We start from the raw sequence: 19,979 nt of genomic DNA, 5'->3' as shown, positions 1-19,979 counted from the left end.
GCAAGCGCGGCCTGCTCGGCGAGGACGTCGGCGGGAGCGGGCGGGTCGGACAGCAGCAGGGTCAGCAGCCGGCCGCGCCGCTGCTCCCGCTCGCCCGCCGCCTTCTCCTTGGCGCGCGCGTACCCGTGCGCGGCGGCCGAGGCGAGTTCGTCCAGGTAGGCGAAGTTCGCTTCGGCGAGGAGCGCGGTCAGCTCACGTGACTTCCCCAGCCGGCCCGCCTCGACGTTGATGTGCCGCCACGCGACCCGCGAGGAGATCCGCATCGCGCTCTGCAGGTGCTCCAGACCGCGTCCCTCCATCGCCTCCCCGTAGCCGACGTCGAAGTAGACCTGGTGGACGTCCTTCCAGGAGGCGTCCGGGTCGGCGATGAGCTGGACGAAATGGTTCATCGCATACTCGACGGCCATCTCGACGGTCCGCTGGTACACATGGTCGCCGGGACGGGCGTACTCCGGCACGTGCCGCCGGACACCCTCGACCATGATCTTCAGTACCGACGGGATCGCCGGACGCATCCACTGCGCTTCTTCGGAGGGGATCTCGCGCCAGGGCTGCGCGCTGAGATCCTGGCCAGGTAGTGCAACCGTCATTGCGTGAAAGTAAATCGCAGGTTTCGGCAGGGACACTCACTACCCGCGCCGCCCTTCTGGATGTGTTGTCAGTAACTGATAAATCTACCTTTACCTGCGGAAATACCGATGAGTTCTGCTTTGAAGACGGAATCCCACGGCGTTTCTTGGCGGATCTGCGTGTGCTCGAAGGCTCGGCCGGGAGGACATTGCTAGGCAGTCCGGAGCCCACCCCTCAGGAGCTGCAAGTGAAATCCCTCCTCGCGTCGCTGACGGCGCTGGCGGTCGTCCCCGCGCTGGCCGTCGTGGCCGGTCCGGCCGCCGCCGCGCCGACCGGCTGCACCGCGACCGCCGCGGAGATCTACGCGCCGGCCGGTTCGATCTCCGGCGCGCCGGGCGACCTGATCGCCTGCCGCGCCGTCACCCTGCCGCATGTGCCGGGGAACATCCCGATGAAGGCGTACCAGGTCAGGTATGTCTCGACCGATCTGCGCGGCGCGAAGGTCCCGGTCTCCGGGACGGTCGCCGTCCCGACCGCCAAATGGACGGGCGCCGGCTCCCGGCCCACCGTCGCGTTCAACCCGGGCACGCTCGGCATCGGCAACCAGTGCGCGTTCTCCAAGCAGATCGCCGGCGCCTACCAGGACGAGTACGAGGGCGAGCAGCTCAGGGAGTTCCTCAAGGCCGGGTTCGCGGTCGCCGCGACCGACGGCATGGGCTACATCGACGGCGGCACCCACGCCTACATGATCGGCCAGAACTCCGGCCATGCCCTGCTGGACATCGGCAGGGCGTCCCGGCAGGTGCCCGGCGGCGGGCTCACCGCCGACGGCAAGATCGCGCTGTCCGGCTACTCCGAGGGCGGCGCGGCCTCCCTGTGGGCGGCGCAGCTCGCGGCGTCCTACGCCCCCGAACTGAAGATCGTCGGCGCGGCGGCGGGCGGCGTGCCCGGCGATCTCAGGGTGACGGCCAAGCAGCTCAACGGCAGCGCCTTCGCCGGCTTCCTCGCCGACGCCGTCATCGGGCTGCACGAGGCCTACCCGACCCTGCCGTTCGACGAGATCATCAACGACGCGGGCCGCTCGGCCGTCGCCGACACCAAGAAGTACTGCCTGTACGGCACCCTCGCCCGGTTCCTCGGCGCGCGCGTCGAAGGCTTCACCACCAAGGGCCACACGCTCGACCAGCTCTACACGCTGACGGACTCCACCGGGCTGAGCTGGGGCGACGCCGTCGACCAGCAGAAGCTCGGCGTCGGTATCGGCGGGCCGTTCTCCAACGCCAAGTACAAGATCGGGTTCCCGACCTTCCAGTACCGCGGCTTCTTCGAAGAGATCATTCCGCACGAGACCGAAGAGGAGACCCGGCGGCTCTACTGCAAGGCCGGTGTCACCACCCAGTTCAACAACTCTTACCCCGGCGAACACCTGCTGACCGACAGCATCGCCATCAACGACGTGACGTCCTGGATCCGCGACCGGTTCGCCGGCAAGTGGATGCTCGGCAACTGCCCTCTGTTCTAGGACGTGAGACGGACGACCCCTTTCCCGCCACCGGGGCAAGGGGCCGTCCGCGTTCGGGGGGCTACTTGACGTCGATGAACTTCCAGGCCGTGACCTTCTTGGCGTGCCACCCGGTGATCGGGACGACCGCCGCCACATAACCGTCCTTGGTGGCCGGGAAGTACTTGAGCCACTTGCCCTTCTTGTCGGTCTTGACGACCGCGAGGCGCTTGGCCTTGCCGCCCTTCGTCTTCCACCAGATCTCCACCTTCTGGTTCTTCAGCGGGTCCCAGCCGTTCACGCCGGAGAAGCTGAACCGGGAGAGGCTGCCGGCGAAGCCGCCGACGGCGAACTTCGTGCCCTTGCGCGGCTTCGCGGGCTTGCCCGCCACGGTCAGCTTGGTGTCGCGGTAGACGGTGAAGGTGCTGACCTCCTTGAACATCTTGAAGTCGTAGAAGTCGTCGCCGGCCTCGCCGTCGGTCGCGTCGACGGAGACGTACCACTTGCCCGCGTCCATGTCGCGGTCGATGTGGGCCACGCCCTCCCAGACGCCGTCCTGCGGGGTGCCCTGGACGAGCTTGAGCCCGTCGATCGTCTCGAAGCCGATCTCGCCCGCGCTGTCGAGGCTGGCGTTGACCTCCTTGATGTTCTGCCCCTTGAGCGCCACCCGCAGGGTGATCTTGGCCTTCTTGCCCGCCTTGAGGATCGGCTTGCCGACGACCTTCGCGGAGCCGAAGGTCACCGCGGCCTGTGCCGCGCTCGCGGGGACGAGCACGGCGGCGCCCAACGTAAACGCAAGGGCGATCGAACCAAGCTTTCGCATGAAAACTCCATTCACAAGTTCCTGGTGTGAACGTTATTTCACAGCGGAGCCGTGGTTGTCCAGGTCGCCTGGATCACACCCACCGGGCAACACACCGGAAACACTTAACAAGCCGGAAACAACCGTGATTCGAGGGCGAAACGGCCGTTCGTCACCCTGCTGGGACGATCCGCACCCCCTGAGGAGACGGCATGGAGCTCAACGCCGCCGCGACGGCCTGGCTGCTCGCCAGTACCGCGCTCGTCCTGCTGATGACCCCCGGCCTCGCCTTCTTCTACGGCGGCATGGTCAGGACCAAGAGCGTGCTCAACATGATGATGATGAGCTTCGTGTCGATCCCGCTCGTCACGCTGGCCTGGGTGGCCGTCGGCTACAGCCTCGCGTTCGGCACCGACCACGCCGGGCTGATCGGCGGGCTCGAACACGCCGGGCTGCGCGGCATCGGGCCGTCCGACGTGACGTCCGGAGTGCCGACCCTGCTGTACTCCACCTTCCAGCTCACCTTCGCGATCGTCACCGCCGCCCTGGTCAGCGGTGCCATCGCCGACCGCGCCAAGTTCTCGGCCTGGACCCTCTTCGTGCCGCTCTGGATCGTCCTGGTCTACGCGCCCGTCGCCCACTGGGTGTGGAACGCCGACGGCTGGATCATGAAGCTCGGCGCGCTCGACTACGCGGGCGGGCTCGTCGTCGAGATCGTCTCCGGGGCGTCCGGGCTCGCGCTGGCGCTGGTGCTCGGGCCGCGGTTCGGGTTCAAGAAGGAGGCCATGCGGCCGCACAACATGCCGATGGTGCTGCTGGGCGTCGGGCTGCTGTGGTTCGGCTGGTTCGGGTTCAACGCCGGATCGGCGCTCGACGCGAACGGCACCGCCGCGGCCGTCTTCCTGAACACGCTGCTCGCGGGCTGCACCGGACTGCTCGGCTGGCTGATCGTCGAGCAGAGGCGCGACGGCCACCCGACCACGTTCGGGGCCGCGTCCGGTGTCGTCGCCGGTCTCGTCGCGATCACCCCGAGCTGCGGTTCGGTCGATCCGCTGGGCGCCATCGCCGTCGGGCTGGCGGCCGGGATCGTCTGCTCCTACGCCGTCGCGTGGAAGTTCCGCTTCGGCTACGACGACTCACTGGACGTCGTCGGTGTCCACTTCGTCGGCGGTGTCGTCGGCACCGGGCTGATCGGGCTACTGGCCGCCGGGACGATGACGGGCGGCGTCGAAGGGCTGCTGTACGGCGGCGGATTCGGGCAGCTCGGCAAGCAGTTCGTCGCGATCCCGGCCGTCGCGGTGTTCGCGTTCGCCGTCACCTACGCGCTCGGCAAGGCCATCGACAAGACCATCGGCTTCCGGGTGCCGCTGGAGGACGAGGTCAGCGGGGTCGACCTGGCGCTGCACGCCGAAACGGCCTACGAGCACGGGGTCCCCGGCGGGCTCGGCTCCCACTCGTCGGCTACTGGAGCGAAGATCGACGCCTAGTGCGTCGAACGCTTCTTCTTCGACTTCTTCTTCTTGGAGGAGCCGTGCTCCCACTCGTAGCCGGGGGTGTTGCTCTGGCAGAAGCTGTCGGACACGACCTCGTCGGTGGCGTCGAACTCGCACCACTTGCTGTCTCCGCCGCAGGCCGTCAGCGTGCCTGCGGCGAGCAGGAGGGCGGCGGCGGACAGACCGATCTTGCGCATGGGGTCAGGCTAGCGCGGGCGCGCGGGCCGCGAGGAGCTTGTCGACGAAGACCAGCAGCAGGCCCAGCAGCCAGAAGAACACCGCGTAGACGACCGCGTTCCACAGCACTCCCCCGTACCCGTGGGAGGTGACGTCGAGGAACGGGTAGGGGTAGCGGACGGCCGGGGTGACCAGGATCTCGCCGCGGATCAGCACGAACGCGAAGTAGGCCAGCGGGTAGACGAGCCAGATCGCCGCGTGGATCGGGCGGAGCCCGCCGTGCGGGGCGAAGAACAGCCAGCCGAGGAGCCCGAGCACGGGCGTGACCTTGTGCAACGCCGTGTCGGAGAAGAGCGCGAGGCCCTCCAGCGGACGGGCGTCCGGGGCCAGGACGATGTTGTAGACCAGCCCGGTGATCAAGATGAAGAGTATCGCCGAAGTGAGCACGGGGGCGGGTGTCACTCGTCGTCCGCTCCATAGCCGCCAGGCCGTGTAGGCGGCGACGATGCCCAGGTAGATGTTGCTCTGGTTGGTGAAGAAGATGAGCTGGCTCCGGTATCCGTGCGCCAGGAACGACGCCGCCTCTCCCAGCAGGACGACCACCGCGACCAGCGCCCACCAGGCGCCGGCAACCCCCCGATTGCGCATGTCTCCATCTTGCCTCCTGTGAGACATCGCACAGCGACGAGGGGTGACGGTTGGCCCGGCTTCGTGGTTACGGTTACGTAAGCGTAAGTTAGACGGAGGCTCCAATGACAGCGCTCACCCGCGTGCTCTCCTCACTCACCACCCCCTTGCTCCCCGACGACTACCTGTCGCTGCTCAATCCGCTCTGGTCGGACGAGCCGCGCGGCCGGATCACGGGCGTGCGCCGAGAGACCGCCGACTCCGCCACCCTGACCATCAAGCCGGGACCAGCGTGGCCGGTCCACCAGGCCGGGCAGTGGTTGAAGATCGGCGTTGAGCTGGCCGGGGTCCGCCACTGGCGCACCTTCTCCATCTCCAGCGCGCCCGGCGCGCCGCTCCAGATCACGGTCAAGGCGGCCGGGCCGGTCTCGTCCGAGCTCGTCCACCGGACCAAGCCCGGCACCATCGTCGCCCTCGGCTTGCCCGAAGGTGACTTCACCCTGGCGTCACGGCGCGAAAAAGTGCTGTTCGTGACGGCCGGCAGCGGCATCACCCCGGTGATGAGCATCCTGCGCGCCGGGGTCGACGACGCCGTCCTCGTGCACAGCGCGCCGTCGCGGCCCGCCGTCATCTTCGGCCGGGAGCTGCGCGCGCTCGCCGAAGAGGGACGGCTGACCCTGCACGAACGCCACACCCGCAAGGACGGCCGGCTCGACCCGGCCGAACTCGCCGCGCTCGTCCCCGATCTGGCCGACCGCCGGATCCTCGCCTGCGGGCCTGAGGAGATGCTGCGCTCCCTCGAGGAGCACTTCCCGCAGGTCACCACCGAACGCTTCCGGCTCACCCCGACCGTCGTCGGCGAAGGCGGCGAGATCACCTTCACCAAGAGCAAGATCGCCTGCTCGACCGACGGTCCGATCCTCACCGCGGGCGAAGAGGCCGGCGCACTGCTCAAGAGCGGATGCCGGATGGGCATCTGCTACTCCTGCGTGGGCAAGCTGACCTCGGGCAAGGTCCGCGACCTGCGCACCGGCGAGGTCCACGGCGACGAGGGCGACCTCGTCCAGATCTGTGTCTCCGCCCCCGCCGGTCCCGTCGAGATCGACCTGTAGAGGAGCCCTCATGACCACGGCAACGCTCATCACGCCCGATCCGCTGACCCATCTGTCCGAGACCGACCTGGACGCGTTCGGCGCCGAACTCGACGCGATCCGCGACGAGATCATCGCCGATCGGGGCGCGGAGGACGCCGCTTACATCCGGAACGTCATCAAGCTCCAGCGCGGCCTCGAGATCAGCGGCCGTGCCATCCTGATGGCCGGCTGGCTGCCGCCCGCCTGGATCGCCGGGACAGCCGCCCTCTCCGCGGCGAAGATCCTGGAGAACATGGAGATCGGGCACAACGTCATGCACGGCCAGTGGGACTGGATGCGCGATCCGAAGATCCACTCCACCACCTGGGAGTGGGACAACACCTCCCCCGCCGACCAGTGGAAGCACTCCCACAACTACGTGCACCACACCTACACCAACGTCATGGGCAAGGACCGCGACATCGGCTACGCGGTGCTGCGGATCACGCCCGAGCAGCCCTGGTCCCGCTGGACGGTCGGCCAGCCGCTCTACGCGGCGCTGCTCGCGATGTTCTTCGAGTACGGGGTGGCGTTCCACGATCTGGAGATCGAGCGGATCCGCAAGGGCGAGAAGAGCTGGGATGAGGCGCTTCCCCAGCTCAAGGCCATCGGCCGGAAGATCCGCCAGCAGATGCTGAAGGACTATGTGGCGTTCCCGCTGATCGCGCTGCCGTTCGGTTCCGCGCTCCCGGTGCTCGCCGGCAACTTCACCGCGAACATCGTCCGGAACATCTGGACGAACGTGGTCATCTTCTGCGGCCACTTCCCCGACGGCGCCGAGGTGTTCCCCGAGGAGCAGATCGAAGGCGAGTCCCGCGGCGCCTGGTACGCGCGTCAGCTCCTCGGCTCCGCCAACATCTCCGGCGGGCCGCTGATGCACCTGGCCACCGGCAACCTCAGCCACCAGATCGAGCACCACCTCTTCCCCGACCTGCCCAGCAACCGGTACGCCGAGATCGCGCCGCGCGTCCGGGCGCTGTGCGAGAAGTACGACCTGCCGTACACGACCGGCTCACTGCCGTCGCAGATCAGCTCCACCTGGAAGAAGATCTTCAGGCTGGCCCTGCCGTAGGGCGCTCGTCCGATCCGGGCGTCCGCGCTCCTGACGGGAGCGTCGGAGATCGTTAGAGTGGGCGCTCGGACGGACGGGGTGAGGGTTTGCTGCGCGAGATCACGATGGCGGGCGCGCTGGCGGCGAGCCTGGTCGCGGGCGTGCCCGCCCAGGCCGCGGCCGCCGCGAAGCCCGTGTGCGAGTCGAAGCAGAGCCCGGCCATGGCCAAACGGCTCAGCGGGCAGATCAAGACGGCGCTGCGCGGCCGGTCCGGCACCATCTCGGTGGCGCTCTATGACCGGAAGCGCAGAATGTCGTGCTGGGTGGGGGCGTCCCGGCGGTTCGACTCGGCGAGCACCGTCAAGGTGACGATCGTCGCCGCGCTGCTGCGCTCCGCCCAGAAACGCGGGCTGACCAGCCGGGAACGCTCCCTGGCCAGAGCCGCGATCACCCGGTCGGACAACGCGGCGACCTCAGCGCTGTGGCGGCAGCTCGGCCGCGCCCGGATCCAGCGGCTGCTCGACCTCGCCGAGATGCGGGCCACCCGGCTGGGCCCCAGCAGCTACTGGGGCCTCACCCAGATCACCGCGTTCGACGAGCTGAAACTGCTCATGCTCCTCACCCGCAAGGACAAGGTGCTGACCGAGAAGTCCCGCAAGTACCTGCTCGGGCTGATGAACGACGTCACCCCCGGGCAGCGCTGGGGCACCCCGGCGGGTGTGCCGAAGAACGTCCGGGTGCAGGTGAAGAACGGCTGGCTGCCGCGGGCCACCCATGGCTGGCGCGTCCACAGCCTGGGGACCTTCGACGCGAAGAACCGCGACTACATGTTCGTGGTCCTCACCCACGGCAACCCGTCCATGTCCTACGGCGTCACCTCCATCGAACGCGTCGCCCGGCGCGTCCACACCACCCTCAACCCCGAGACCAGCGCCCGGCACGCCCTCCTCCCGCTCCCCGAGACGTCCGACGGCAGCGCCCCCTACGGGCCCGTCCCCGGCGAGGAGTAGGCCGAGCGGGGTTCGGTTGTCACGTGGCGCTTACATCGGGGACGTCCGGCGGTAACGCAGCGCGTTCAGTCTTCGTGCATGACCGGGGAATTGCAGTTCCGTGAGGTCCATGGTTACCGGCGCGCGTTCCGGATGGTGGGCGAAGGGCCGCCGCTGCTCCTGATCCACGGGATCGCCGACAGCTCCGAAACCTGGCTGCCGGTCCTGCCCGAACTGGCGAAACACTTCACCGTGATCGCACCCGACCTGCTCGGCCACGGGGCGTCCGCCAAACCACGGGCCGACTACGCGGTCGCCGCCTACGCGTCGGGGATGCGGGACCTGCTGACGGTCCTCGGCGTCGACCGGGTGACCGTCGCCGGGCATTCGCTGGGCGGCGGCGTGGCGATGCAGTTCGCCTACCAGTTCCCCGAGCGGTGCGAACGGCTCGCACTGATCTCCAGCGCGGGCATGGGACGCGAGGTCCATCCCGTCTTCCGGCTGGCGGCGACACCCGTCGCGGGCCCGGGGCTCGCGGTCATGGCGTCGCTGCCCGTCCGGACGGCCGTACTGGCGGCCGCGCCGCTGCTCCGGCTGTTCGGCAACGCCGGGCTCGGCCCCGACCTCGACTACGTCCTGGCCCGCTACGCGAACTTCGCCAACCCGACGGCCCGCCGCGCGTTCCTACGCACCATCCGCGCCGGCGCCGACCTGCACGGCCAGGCCATCACCATGCTCGACCGCAGCTACCTGGCCACCAACCTCCCCACCCTGCTCATCTGGGGCACCCACGACGGCATCATCCCCGCCTCCCACGCCGCCATCGCCCACGCCGCCCTCCCCGGCAGCCGGCTGGAACTCTTCGAAGGCGCCGGCCACTTCCCCCACCACCACGACCCGGCCCGCTTCGCCAAGATCCTCACCACATTCATCGAGACCAACGCCCCCGGCACCTACGACCGCTCCACCTGGTCCCAGATCCTCCAGTCCGGCCGCCCCACCCCCGAACCCCCCTCCAGCGGTTCCTGAACACCACTGGACACCCGGTTGAACCCGTCGCCGCCACCGGCGCGACCCGGTGGACCGCCGAACGCGGCGGGTTCGGGTGGGGTTGTGGCGGGCGGGGGAGGTCGCGGGGAGGGCTGGCCGCTTAGAGTTGGGGGGTGAGCGAGAAGGCGGTTGTCGGACGGTCGGAGCAGACGCGAGAGCTGATCGTGGAGACGGCGCTCCGGCTGTTCAGGGAGAACGGGTACGAAGCGACGACGATGCGGGCGATCGCCCGCGAAGCCGGAGTGTCGGTCGGCAACGCGTACTACTACTTCTCGTCGAAAGAAGAGCTGATCCAGGCCTACTACGACGAGCTGCAGGAATCCCACAACGCGGCCTGCCGGGCCGTGCTCGACCGCGAGACCACCTTCACCGACCGGCTGAACGGGGTGCTGCGGGCCCGCGTCGACACGATGGTGCCCTACCACGCGTTCGCCGGGAAGTTCTTCAAGTTCGCCGCCGAACCGACCTCGCCGCTCAACCCGTTCAGCTCCGAGTCAGGACCGGCCCGCGCCGCCGCCATCGCCATCTACCGGGAGGTCGTGGACGGCTCCCGCGACCTCAAGCTCGAAGCGGACTTCCGCCAGGAGCTCCCCGAACTGCTCTGGCTCTACTCGATGGGCCTGGTCCTGTACTGGGTGCACGACTCCTCCGACGGCTGCCGGAAGACCTACCTGCTGGTCTCGCGGACTGTTCCCCTCGTCAACAAGATGGTCTCGATGTCCCGGCTGCCCGGTTTCCGGTCCGTCACCCGCGAGCTCGTCGACATCATCCGCAACGTCCGCGGCTGACCGCCACAGCGCGGGGGCGCGAGAGGCGGTCAGCGGCACTCCTGGTGCTTGATCTGGCGTTTCACGCACCATTCGGGGCCGAAGAAGATGTCCCAGTGGGTGTCGTGCTCGTTGGCGAAGAGCCGGCCCGGCTCGTCGCGGTACATGGGGGATCCGTCGGAGCGGGTGGAGACCTTCCGCATGTTCTTGGTGATGTACTTCTCGAGGCACTTGGTCGGCATGATGTCGATCTTGTAGCCGTTGCCGTGGCTGAAGCGCATCGTGGCATGGCCGCGTTCGGTGCCGCCCGAGACGGTGATCTTGCATTTGCTGGCCTTCTTGAAGGCCACGATGCCCTCGACCGTCCCGCGCCGCATCCCCTCGTACGACGTGCAGTCGCGGCGCTGACGGTTCGTGCAGTTACCGGTGGAGGAGCGCTTCATCCCCTCCGCGCCGAAGGTCGAATCCACCCAGGGCTGCTTCATCCGCGCCTCCAGGTTGATCACCGGCGCGGCCGGCCGGACGGCGAGCGGCACCGCGTTCTGCGGGCTCGGCTGCACGATCACGGTCGGTTCCTGCTTCGGTCCGGCGAACGCGACGACCGCGACGAACGCCGCCGTCGCACCGGAACCCGCCGCGGCGATGAGCCACTGTCTGGCCTTCATGGATCTCCCCCCTAGAACGAGGAGGGAGATCCCCTGAAGATGATCAGCGAAACGCCGGGCCTATCAGGCCATATGCAGATTTTTCATGGCGAATCCAATCTCGGCTTCCACCTGCTTGATCCGTTCTTCAACGACCAATGACCCGTGGCCCGCGTCATATCGGTAGACCTCATGGGGTTTGCCGAGTTCGTCGAGACGCGCCAGATAGTTGTCGATCTGCCGGATCGGGCAGCGCGGATCGTTCTCCCCGGCGAGCACCAGGACCGGCGCCTGGACGTCCTCGACATAGGTGATGGGCGACGATTCCCGGTACTTGTCCGGCACTTCCTCAGGAGACCCGCCGAACAGGGATCTGTCGAACGCCTGGAGCGCCTCCATCTCGTCCTCGTAGGCGGCGACGTAGTCGGCCACCGGCACCCCGGCGATCCCGACCGACCAGTCCGCGGGCTGGGTGCCGATCCCGAGCAGGGTCAGATAGCCGCCCCAGGAGCCGCCCGTCAGCACCAGCTTCGCCGGATCGGCGAGGCCCTGCTCGACCGCCCAGTCCCGGACGGCCTTGACGTCCTCCAGCTCGATCAGCCCGACCTTCTGCTCCAGCGCGTCACGCCAGGCCGAGCCGTAACCCGTCGAACCCCGGTAGTTGACCTGGACGACCGCGAACCCGTGGTCCACCCACGCGGCCGTTCCGGCGTTGAAGGAGTCGGTGTCCTGGGCGGTCGGCCCGCCGTGCACGTCGAAGACCGTCGGGAACGGGCCCTCCCCCGCCGGCTTGGAGACCAGCGCGTGGATCATGCCGCCGGGCCCTTCGACCCAGGCGTCCTCGACCGGGACGGACGGCGGGGCGGGCTCGCCGGGCGGCGTCAGCACGATCCCGCCGCTGGTGGAGCGGATCACCGGCGGTTCGGCCGCGCACGTGAACAGGAACTCGATACTGCCGTCGGGCCGGACGGACGCGCCGCCCAGCGAGCCGCGCGGGGTCTCGATCCTGGTCAGTTCCTTCGACTCGAGGTCGTAGCGGAAGATCTCGTCCCTGGCCTCGTAGCCGTGCCAGACCAGCAGCGCGGAGCCGTCGGGGTACCAGCTCGCGCCGATCTCGCCGGGCAGGTCGAAGGTCAGCTCCTGCTCCTCGCCGGTGAGCGGGTTCCAGATCAGCAGCTCGTCCTTGCCGCGCCGCTCATGGCTGACCAGCAGCCGCGGATCGCCCTCGACCGGCACGAACCCCGATGGCCCGACGCCCTTGCCGGGGCCGTCGTGCAGCTCCGCGACGAGCGAACCGTCCGGTCTGAGGATCTTGATGGACGGGTGGCGGCTGTCGCCGTGCTCGCTGTGCCCGATCGCGATGAGCTGCTCGTCGCGGGAGAGCCCGCCCAGATAGGCGTTCTCCGGGTGCTCGTAGATGACGACCGGCTCCTGGCCGGGGTCGATGAGATGCACCGAGTTGCCGTGTTTGCCGCTCCGCCCGACGATCACCCGGCCGGAGCGGGCCAGCGCGAGCCCCGCCGGATACGACGGCTCCAGCGTGGTCGCGTCGACGGCCTCGCCGCCCTCGAACGGCTGCTTCTTCCAGACACCGAGCTCGTCTCCGTCGGTGTCAGCGAACCACCACAGGTCGCGCCCGTACGGATCGAGCGCGCCCATCCAGGTGCCGTTCGGCCGGGAAGTGGCCTGCTTCTGCTCGCCAGTCGCCCGATCCCAGGTGTAGATCTCCCATGTGCCGCTGGCGTTCGACCGGAACAGGCTCCGATCAGGCGCCTCTCTGGCCCATCCGGGCAGGCTGACCCGTGCCGCCCGGAACCGCTGCTTCCACCGCTCGTCGCTCATGCTTCATATCTACACCGCGTCACCACTGATTCTTCCCACCCTGTGGATAACCGGTGAGGGTCTTGTAGTAGAAGGTGGTGGCGATCAGGGCCCCGTCGGGGACCGCCGCGTAGCCGGGGATCGTGCCCGCCTCCGTCCACCCTTCGGCCCGGTACAGGGACTCGGCGGCGCTGCCGCTCTCGGTGTCGAGGACCAGCAGGGTGCGTCCCGCCGCGAGCGCGGTCTTCTCGGCGGCGGCCAGCAGCGCCCGCGCGATCCCGCGCCGCCGCACGTCGCTGTGCACCAGCAGTTTCGCCAGCTCGGCGCGGTGCCGCCCGCCCGGAAACCCGACCAGATGAAGCAGGACCGTTCCGACGATCCGCCCACCGTCCTCGGCGGCCAGCATCACCGTCTCCCCCGCTTCGACCTTGGCCGCCACCCCGTCCCACCAAGCAGCAGCCGCCCCACCGTCCAGATCATCCAGAAACCCGATCGACGCCCCACCCGCCACCGAGTCCAGCAGAAGATCCGCCAACTCCGGCAGCGCCTCCCTGACCCGCCCACCCGAAACCTCACCGATCACCCAACCCACCCTAGGCTCGTGCGCCGCCGATCCGCGCGGGCTTTTCTTTCAGGAGGTTGTCCACAGATGGGGACGGCCCGGCGCTCGAGTGAGTGCCGGGCCGTTACGGTGTGGTCAGGCGGTGAACTCGCGGGCGACGAGTTCGGCGATCTGCGCGGTGTTCAGGGCGGCGCCCTTGCGGAGGTTGTCGCCGCACAGGAACAGGTCGAGCGACTTGGGGTCGTCGAGCGACGCGCGGACCCGGCCCACCCAGGTCGGGTCGGTGCCGACGACGTCGTTCGGGGTCGGGAACTCGTGCGCCTCGGGGTTGTCGACGAGCACGACACCCGGCGCGCCCGCGAGGATGGCCTGCGCGCCGGCCTGGTCGACGTCGGAGGCGAAGGTCGCGTGGACTGCCAGCGAGTGGGTCGTCACGACCGGAACCCGCACGCAGGTCGCGTTGACCCGCAGGTTCGGCAGGCCGAGGATCTTGCGGGACTCGTTGCGGACCTTCAGCTCCTCCGACGACCAGCCGCCGTCCTTGAGGGAACCCGCCCACGGCACGACGTTCAGCGCCAGCGGAGCCGGGAACGGCCCGTCGGAGCCGACGACGGCGCGCAGGTCGCCGGCGCGCTGGCCGAGCTCCCGGTTGCCGGCGATCTTCTCGATCTGGCCGTACAGGGTGTCGATGCCTTCCTGGCCCGCGCCGGAAGCGGCCTGGTAGGAGGCGACGACGAGCTCCTTGAGCTCGTACTGGCGGTGCAGCGCGCCCATCGCGACGATCATCGAGAGGGTGGTGCAGTTCGGGTTGGCGATGATCCCCTTCGGACGGACCAGGGCGGCGTCCGGGTTGACCTCGGGGACTACCAAAGGAACGTCCGGGTCCATCCGGAAGGCGCCGGAGTTGTCCACGGCGACGGCGCCGCGCTCGGCGGCGATCGGCGCCCAGATCGCGGACACCTCGTCCGGGACGTCGAACATCGCGATGTCGACGCCGTCGAACACCTCGGGGGTCAGCTCCTGCACGACGACGTCCTGGCCGCGGACGGACAGGACCTTCCCGGCGGAACGGGCGGACGCGACGAGACGGATCTCGCCGTACACGTCCTCGCGCTGGGTCAGGATGTCGAGCATGACGGTGCCGACGGCACCGGTCGCGCCGACGACGGCGAGGGTGGGCTTGCGGCTCATCGTCCGGTACCTCCGTAAACAACGGCCTCGACCTGGTCGGCGTCGAGGTCGAAAGCGCTGTGCGCGGCCTGGACCGCGATGTCGATGTCGTCCTGTGCGACGACGACCGAGATCCGGATCTCCGAAGTGGAGATCATCTCGATGTTGACGCCCGCGTCGGCGATCGCGCCGAAGAACTTCGCGGTGATGCCGGGGTGCGACCGCATACCCGCGCCGACCAGCGAGATCTTGCCGATCCTGTCGTCGTAGCGGAGCGAGTCGAAGCCGATGGCGTCCTGCGCCTTGTTCAGCGCGGACATCGCGGTCTGCGCGTCCACGGCCGGCAGCGTGAAGGAGATGTCGGTCTTGCCCGTGGCGACGGCCGAGACGTTCTGGACGACCATGTCCAGGTTGATCTCGGCGTCGGCCAGCAGCCGGAAGATCTGGGCGGCCTCGCCGACCTTGTCGGGCACGCCGACCACCGTGATCTTGGCTTCGCTCCGGTCGTGTGCGACGCCGGAGATGATCGCGTTCTCCACCTCGGTCCCCTCAGTGCTCGCTACGACCCACGTGCCTTCCTTCTGGCTGAACGAGGACCGCACATGGATCGGAATGTTGTAGCGGCGCGCGTACTCGACGCAGCGCAGGTGCAGGATCTTCGCGCCGGACGCGGCGAGCTCCAGCATCTCCTCATAGGAGATGAAAGGGATCTTCCGGGCCTTGGGCACGATCCGCGGGTCGGCGGTGAACACACCGTCGACGTCCGTGTAGATCTCGCAGACGTCGGCGTTCAACGCGGCCGCCAGCGCGACCGCGGTGGTGTCGGAGCCGCCGCGCCCCAGCGTGGTGATGTCCTTGGAGTCCTGCGAGACGCCCTGGAACCCGGCCACGATGCAGATCGACCCGTCCTGGAGCGCGCTGCGGATGCGCCCCGGCGTGACGTCGATGATTTTGGCTTTGCCGTGCGTGCCGTCCGTGATGACCCCCGCCTGGGAGCCCGTGAACGATTTGGCCTCGTGGCCGAGGTTCGCGATGGCCATGGCCAGCACGGCCATGGAGATCCGCTCGCCGGCCGTGAGCAGCATGTCGAGCTCCCGCGCGGGCGGAAGCGGGCTCACTTTCTGGGCAAGATCGATCAGCTCGTCCGTCGTGTCGCCCATCGCGGAAACGACGACGACGACGTCGTTCCCTGCCTTCTTCGTGGCAACGATGCGCTGGGCGACCCGCTTAACACAGTCCGCGTCGGCGACGGAGGAGCCGCCGTACTTCTGCACGACAAGAGCCACTTGGGGCGCTCCTCAGGTGATCGGGTGCAGCATTGACCCCCCGAGTCTACCGAGGTCAACCCCCGACTCATCCCCCCAATTATCTCACATCCTGAGATTCCTGTATCACTCTGGGGACATCACAGGTCAGAGGCGGGTGGGGACGTCCTGGCGGCGGGTGACGCCCAGCTTGGCGAGGATGCGTTCCACGTGGCCGTCGACGGTGGTGCGGGAGATGAACAGTTCCTCGGCGATCTCCTGGTCGGACAGGCCGCGGGCGATCAGGGTCGCGATCTCCTGCTCCCGGGCCGTCAGCCCGCCTTCCGGCTGGTCGGCGCCCTGGTCGCGATCGTCCACGGCGACGGCGACCGCACCGCCGACCGGGCAGAGCGACCCCTGCCGGAACACCTGCTGGTAGGACGGTTCGCCCAGCGCGTCACGGGTGGCGAGCTCGGCCTCCATGTGCAGCTCCTCCATGATCGGATTGCCGCTGAGCCGGGCGCCTGAGGCCCGCCAGAGCCGGTCCGCCGCGCCCAGCAGGAACGCCGCCCGCTCCCATCGGGCCTGCGCGGCCGCCAGCCAGCCGACCGTCTCCAGGCTGTAGGCGAGCCCGACCTTGTCGCCGAGATCGTGCTTGGTGCGCAGCGCGGACCGGCCGAACGTCGCACACGCCTCCTGGTCGCCGTTCCGGAACGCCGCGACGCTCCGGATGAAGTCGAAATAGCCGCTCAGCCAGCGTTCCCCGCTGTCCCGTCCGAGCAGTTCCAGGCCCTCTTCCGACCGGATCCGCGCCTCCTCCGACAGCCCGTTGAGGTGCAGCAGATACGCCTCCTGGGCGACGAGGCAGACCCGTCCGACCTCGTCCCCGATCTCCGCCATCCGGCGGGCCGCCGCGCGACCCGCCGCCGGGGCCTCGTCCAGCCGTCCGGCGAAGCTCAACGCCAGATGGCGGTAGAGATGGAGCCGCCCCTGGAGCAGGACGTCGCCCTGTTCGGCGGCGATCGGCATCGCCTCGTCGAGGTCGGCGAGCGCGCCCGAGAGTTCGCCCTGGAACGTCCCGGTATAGGCGCGGACGCCCAGTGCCCACGCCCGCCAGCGAGGCGGCACCCCCGGCAGCTCCAGCACCCGCGTGAACCAGTAGCGCGACTCCGCGTACCGGCACGAGATCTGCCAGTACCCCCAGAGCGACGCGAGCAGTTCGGCCGCCTCGGCCTCCGCGCCGGGCAGCGCCAGCGCGTACTCCAGCGCCGCCCGCAGATTGGCGTGGTCGCCGCTGATCGCCCGGTAGGTCTCGAGCTGGTCGTCGTCGGTGAACCGGTCCGCGAAGGCCGTGGCGATCCGGACATATCTCGCGATATGCCTGCGCTGTACCTGTTCGGGGTCGAGCAGCCTGTCCTGCCCGTACTCGCGGATCGTGTCGAGGAGCCGGTAGCGGTCGCCCGCGGTGCGGAGCAGCACGGACTTGTCGACCAGCCCGGCGAGCGTCTGGACGATCAGCCCGCGCGGCAGCAGCCCGTCCGCGCAGACCTCCTCCGCCGTCGACAGATCGAACGGGCCCGCGAACACCGAGAGCCGAGTCCACAGCCGCTGCTCGGCGGCCGTGCACAGGTCGTAGCTCCAGTCGATGGTCGTGCGGAGGGTCTGGTGGCGGGGCAGGGCGCGGCGGCCGCCCGTCAGCACCTGGAAGCGGTGGTCGAGCCGGGACGCGAGCTCCCGGAGCGGGATCGCCCGCAGCCGGACGGCCGCCAGCTCGATCGCCAGCGGAATCCCGTCGAGCCGGCGGCAGAGCTCGATGATCTGGTCGCGGTTCCGGTCGGTCACCTCGAACCCGGGCAGCACCGCGGCCGCACGCTGCGCGAACAGCACCACCGAATCGGCGGGCCCCGGATCGTCGGCGTGCGGGAGGGGCAGCGGCGGCACCGTGAACGGATGCTCGCCCGGGACGTCGAGCGGCTGCCGGCTGGTCGCGATCACCGACACGTCGGCGCTGTGCCGCAGCAGCAGATCGGCCAGCTCGGCGCAGGCGTCGACGAGATGCTCGCAGGTGTCGAGGACGAGCAGCACCGACCGGTCCCGCAGATGATCGAGAACGACCTGGAGCGGAGTCTGCCCCGCCTGATCGACCAGATCGAGGGCCTTCATCACCGTATGGGCGAGCAGTTTCGGATCACGCAGCGCCGACAGCTCCACCAGGCAGACGCCCAGCTCATACCGCCCCTGGACGGTCCGCGCGACGCGCAGCGCCAGCCGTGTCTTCCCCACCCCGCCGGGACCGAGCACGGTGACCAACCGCGCCATCCCCAGCAGCCGGATCAGCCGTTCGGTCTCCTCCTGCCGGCCGACGAACCCGGTGGTCTCCTCAGGAAGATCACCCGAACGGAGAACGCTCAACGTCACCACATGATCACCACCCGTTTCGGTGGGCTCACCGTAACCCTCCGGCGGCCCACATCAGGGGTGAACGCGGCAATCCACAGAAATCCTTCGCGGGCGCCCCACCGGACACCCGCGAATTTCCCGTCTAAGTGGTGACGAGCTCTTCCTCGGCGACGTCCAGCCGCGCGCCCGAGACGACCGCGTGCAGCGCGCGCAGAGCGGCGCCGCCGTGGTTGCCCCAGTGGTTCAGATACGAGTACTGCCACCACCACAGCGCCTCGAGCGGACGGCCCGCCTGGTAGTGGCGGAGCCCGTGGATCAGGTCGCTCGCGACGTCGACGAGATCGTCCGACAGACGGTAGGCGGTCGTCTCCTCGGCGTCCTTGTACGGGTCGAAGACCTCGGTGTACTCGTCGACGGGGGCGAGGCGCTCGGCCAGGCCCTGGCGGATCGCGTCGAGATCGGGATCCTCGCCGATCTCCGGCTCCCAGTTGCCCGGGAGGACGACGTCGGGGCTGGCGCCGAGCTGCGCGCCCGCCAGCATGACCTGCGAGACCTCCAGCAGCAGGATCGGCACCAGATGGCCCTGGCCTTCGCCGCTCGCGCAGCGCTCCAGCCCGCCCAGGTAGTTCTCCACATGCAGGACGACGCGTCCGGCGAGGTCGTCCCAGTCCTTCGAGGTGTTAGACATCCAGCAGTCTCCGTCCTTCGAACGCGCGGCCCAGCGTGACCTCGTCGGCGTATTCGAGATCGCCGCCGACGGGCAGGCCGCTGGCCAGCCGTGTCACCTTCAGGTTCATCGGTTTCACCAGCCGGGCCAGGTACGTCGCCGTAGCCTCGCCCTCCAGGTTCGGGTCGGTCGCGAGGATCAGCTCCGTCACCTCGCCGTCGGCGAGACGCTGCATGAGCTCCCTGACCCGCAGGTCTTCGGGTCCGATCCCCTCGATAGGGCTGATCGCCCCGCCCAGTACGTGGTACAGCCCGCGGAACTCGCGGGTCTTCTCGATCGCTACTACGTCCTTCGACTCCTCGACCACGCAGATCACCGCGCGGTCCCGGCGGACGTCACGACAGATGCGGCATTCCACATCTTCCGCGACATTCCCACAGGTCTTGCAGAAGCGGACCTTGTCCTTCACCTCGCGGAGCGCGTCGGCGAGCCGGTTGACGTCCGCGGGGTCGGCGCTGAGCAGGTGGAACGCGATGCGCTGCGCACCCTTCGGGCCGACGCCGGGCAGCCGCCCCAGCTCGTCGATGAGGTTCTGGACAACACCCTCGTACATCTAGAACCCCGGCATTCCGGGAAGCCCTTGTGCGAGCGGTCCCATAGTCTCCTGCTGCAAATCCGACGCCAGCCTGGACGCCTCACGGACAGCCGCGAGCACCAGGTCGGCGACGGTCTCCGCCGTCTCCGCGGGGTCTTCCGAGTCGATGACCTTCGGGTCGATGACGAGCCCGGTCAGCTCGCCCTGCCCGTTGACGGTCGCCGTGACGAGCCCGCCGCCGGCCGTCCCCGAGACCTCGGTCTCGGCCAGACGCTCCTGCGCCGCGAACAGTTGCTCCTGCATCCGCTGCGCCTGAGCGAGCACCGCCTGAAAATCAAGCTGTCCGCCGGGTTCCACTATCGTCCCCTCCAACTCCGCTGGACTCCCGATCCGCTGAACTCCCGATCCGCTGGACTCCCGAGACTACGACGAGAACCCGCCCAGCGATACAACCCCGGCCCCAACCCATCCCGAAGGATGACCCATCTTCCTCCCCAACACCGACAAACCGTCTTCGGGTGGCGGGGCGGTCAGCGGGTGTCGATCTCGCGGATGACGGTGCCGCCGAGTTCACGCTGGATGAGGGCCATTCCGGTCATCGAATCATCGGGGGCCCTGACCTCGCCGGCTTCGGCCTCGTCGTCGTCCATGGGGGCGTCCGGCGGGGGCGGGAGCGGCGGCAGATCCGCCGCGGGCGCGGCCTGCGGAGCCGCGGG

The 19,979-nt window shown here is 69.0% G+C and carries 20 protein-coding genes and 1 pseudogene; 7 read left to right on the top strand and 14 right to left on the bottom strand.

Annotated features, from left to right (window positions below; all coding sequences use genetic code 11):
- Positions 1-590, bottom strand: a pseudogene (locus tag ACYVE7_RS11785) (PucR family transcriptional regulator); the annotation flags it as partial.
- 227 nt (positions 591-817) lie between these two features.
- On the opposite strand from ACYVE7_RS11785, the gene ACYVE7_RS11780 reads away from it, so the two are divergent.
- Entirely contained in the window at positions 818-2,092 is a 1,275-nt protein-coding gene (locus ACYVE7_RS11780) for a lipase family protein (RefSeq protein WP_460364663.1), read from the top strand.
- A 61-nt stretch (positions 2,093-2,153) separates the two neighbouring features.
- Here the strand turns inward: ACYVE7_RS11780 and ACYVE7_RS11775 are convergent, their stop codons facing one another.
- Positions 2,154-2,846 (bottom strand): hypothetical protein, encoded by a 693-nt coding sequence (locus tag ACYVE7_RS11775; RefSeq protein WP_460364662.1) that lies wholly within the window; start codon positions 2,844-2,846, stop codon positions 2,154-2,156.
- A gap of 239 nt (positions 2,847-3,085) precedes the next feature.
- Here ACYVE7_RS11775 and ACYVE7_RS11770 point away from each other — a divergent pair, with 239 nt between their 5' ends.
- Positions 3,086-4,360 (top strand): ammonium transporter, encoded by a 1,275-nt coding sequence (locus ACYVE7_RS11770; protein WP_460364661.1) that lies wholly within the window; start codon positions 3,086-3,088, stop codon positions 4,358-4,360.
- Here ACYVE7_RS11770 and ACYVE7_RS11765 read toward each other — a convergent pair.
- Both ACYVE7_RS11765 and ACYVE7_RS11760 read right to left on the bottom strand, forming a co-directional pair.
- On the bottom strand, positions 4,357-4,563 hold the full coding sequence (locus tag ACYVE7_RS11765) for a hypothetical protein (protein WP_460364660.1): 207 nt from the start codon (positions 4,561-4,563) through the stop codon (positions 4,357-4,359). The two genes, ACYVE7_RS11770 and ACYVE7_RS11765, sit on opposite strands and share 4 nt — an antisense overlap.
- Positions 4,564-4,567: 4 nt before the next feature.
- Positions 4,568-5,191 (bottom strand): Pr6Pr family membrane protein, encoded by a 624-nt coding sequence (locus tag ACYVE7_RS11760; RefSeq protein ID WP_460364659.1) that lies wholly within the window; start codon positions 5,189-5,191, stop codon positions 4,568-4,570.
- Positions 5,192-5,295: 104 nt separating this feature from the next.
- Between ACYVE7_RS11760 and ACYVE7_RS11755 the strand changes: the two genes are divergently transcribed.
- The 5 genes from ACYVE7_RS11755 (at position 5,296) to ACYVE7_RS11735 (ending at position 10,181) form a co-directional block, all read left to right on the top strand.
- Positions 5,296-6,282 carry a ferredoxin reductase gene (locus tag ACYVE7_RS11755; protein ID WP_460364658.1) on the top strand — a complete coding sequence of 329 codons (987 nt, stop codon included), beginning with the start codon at positions 5,296-5,298 and terminating at the stop codon, positions 6,280-6,282.
- 10 nt (positions 6,283-6,292) lie between these two features.
- Positions 6,293-7,375: a fatty acid desaturase family protein gene (locus ACYVE7_RS11750; RefSeq protein WP_460364657.1), complete on the top strand. Its 1,083-nt coding sequence runs from the start codon at positions 6,293-6,295 to the stop codon at positions 7,373-7,375.
- Positions 7,376-7,461: 86 nt separating this feature from the next.
- Complete coding sequence (locus tag ACYVE7_RS11745) at positions 7,462-8,364, top strand: serine hydrolase (RefSeq protein WP_460364656.1); 903 nt, start codon at positions 7,462-7,464, stop codon at positions 8,362-8,364.
- 78 nt (positions 8,365-8,442) lie between these two features.
- Positions 8,443-9,372, top strand: a complete 930-nt coding sequence (locus ACYVE7_RS11740; RefSeq protein WP_460364655.1) for an alpha/beta fold hydrolase — start codon at positions 8,443-8,445, stop codon at positions 9,370-9,372.
- Between the two features lie 134 nt (positions 9,373-9,506).
- Positions 9,507-10,181 carry a TetR family transcriptional regulator gene (locus tag ACYVE7_RS11735; RefSeq protein WP_460364654.1) on the top strand — a complete coding sequence of 225 codons (675 nt, stop codon included), beginning with the start codon at positions 9,507-9,509 and terminating at the stop codon, positions 10,179-10,181.
- Positions 10,182-10,210: 29 nt separating this feature from the next.
- On the opposite strand, the gene ACYVE7_RS11730 is transcribed toward ACYVE7_RS11735, so the two are convergent.
- The 10 genes from ACYVE7_RS11730 to ACYVE7_RS11685 all read right to left on the bottom strand — a co-directional run.
- Positions 10,211-10,825 carry a hypothetical protein gene (locus ACYVE7_RS11730; RefSeq protein ID WP_460364653.1) on the bottom strand — a complete coding sequence of 205 codons (615 nt, stop codon included), beginning with the start codon at positions 10,823-10,825 and terminating at the stop codon, positions 10,211-10,213.
- 63 nt (positions 10,826-10,888) lie between these two features.
- Complete coding sequence (locus ACYVE7_RS11725; protein ID WP_460364652.1) at positions 10,889-12,646, bottom strand: S9 family peptidase; 1,758 nt, start codon at positions 12,644-12,646, stop codon at positions 10,889-10,891.
- A 19-nt stretch (positions 12,647-12,665) separates the two neighbouring features.
- Entirely contained in the window at positions 12,666-13,208 is a 543-nt protein-coding gene (locus ACYVE7_RS11720) for a GNAT family N-acetyltransferase (RefSeq protein WP_460364651.1), read from the bottom strand.
- 114 nt (positions 13,209-13,322) lie between these two features.
- Positions 13,323-14,378, bottom strand: a complete 1,056-nt coding sequence (locus tag ACYVE7_RS11715) for an aspartate-semialdehyde dehydrogenase (protein WP_460364650.1) — start codon at positions 14,376-14,378, stop codon at positions 13,323-13,325.
- A complete protein-coding gene (locus tag ACYVE7_RS11710; RefSeq protein ID WP_460364649.1) occupies positions 14,375-15,643 on the bottom strand; it encodes an aspartate kinase in 1,269 nt (422 codons plus the stop codon). The genes ACYVE7_RS11715 and ACYVE7_RS11710 overlap by 4 nt, the downstream gene beginning before the upstream one ends.
- Positions 15,644-15,769: 126 nt before the next feature.
- The gene (locus tag ACYVE7_RS11705) at positions 15,770-18,013 is read right to left on the bottom strand and encodes an ATP-binding protein (RefSeq protein ID WP_460364648.1); all 2,244 of its coding nucleotides are present in this window, start codon (positions 18,011-18,013) and stop codon (positions 15,770-15,772) included.
- A gap of 130 nt (positions 18,014-18,143) precedes the next feature.
- On the bottom strand, positions 18,144-18,689 hold the full coding sequence (locus tag ACYVE7_RS11700; RefSeq protein WP_460364647.1) for a DUF5063 domain-containing protein: 546 nt from the start codon (positions 18,687-18,689) through the stop codon (positions 18,144-18,146).
- Positions 18,682-19,281, bottom strand: a complete 600-nt coding sequence (recR, locus tag ACYVE7_RS11695; RefSeq protein WP_460364646.1) for a recombination mediator RecR — start codon at positions 19,279-19,281, stop codon at positions 18,682-18,684. The genes ACYVE7_RS11700 and recR overlap by 8 nt, the downstream gene beginning before the upstream one ends.
- Positions 19,282-19,620 carry a YbaB/EbfC family nucleoid-associated protein gene (locus ACYVE7_RS11690; protein ID WP_460364644.1) on the bottom strand — a complete coding sequence of 113 codons (339 nt, stop codon included), beginning with the start codon at positions 19,618-19,620 and terminating at the stop codon, positions 19,282-19,284.
- A gap of 173 nt (positions 19,621-19,793) precedes the next feature.
- On the bottom strand, positions 19,794-19,979 hold a 186-nt coding region (locus ACYVE7_RS11685), incomplete at its 5' end, for a hypothetical protein (protein WP_460364643.1).

It is taken from the genome of Actinocorallia lasiicapitis (genome assembly GCF_054778695.1).
The sequence above is the reverse complement of the archived record's forward strand: the minus strand, read 5'-3'. Positions and strand labels throughout refer to the sequence as shown.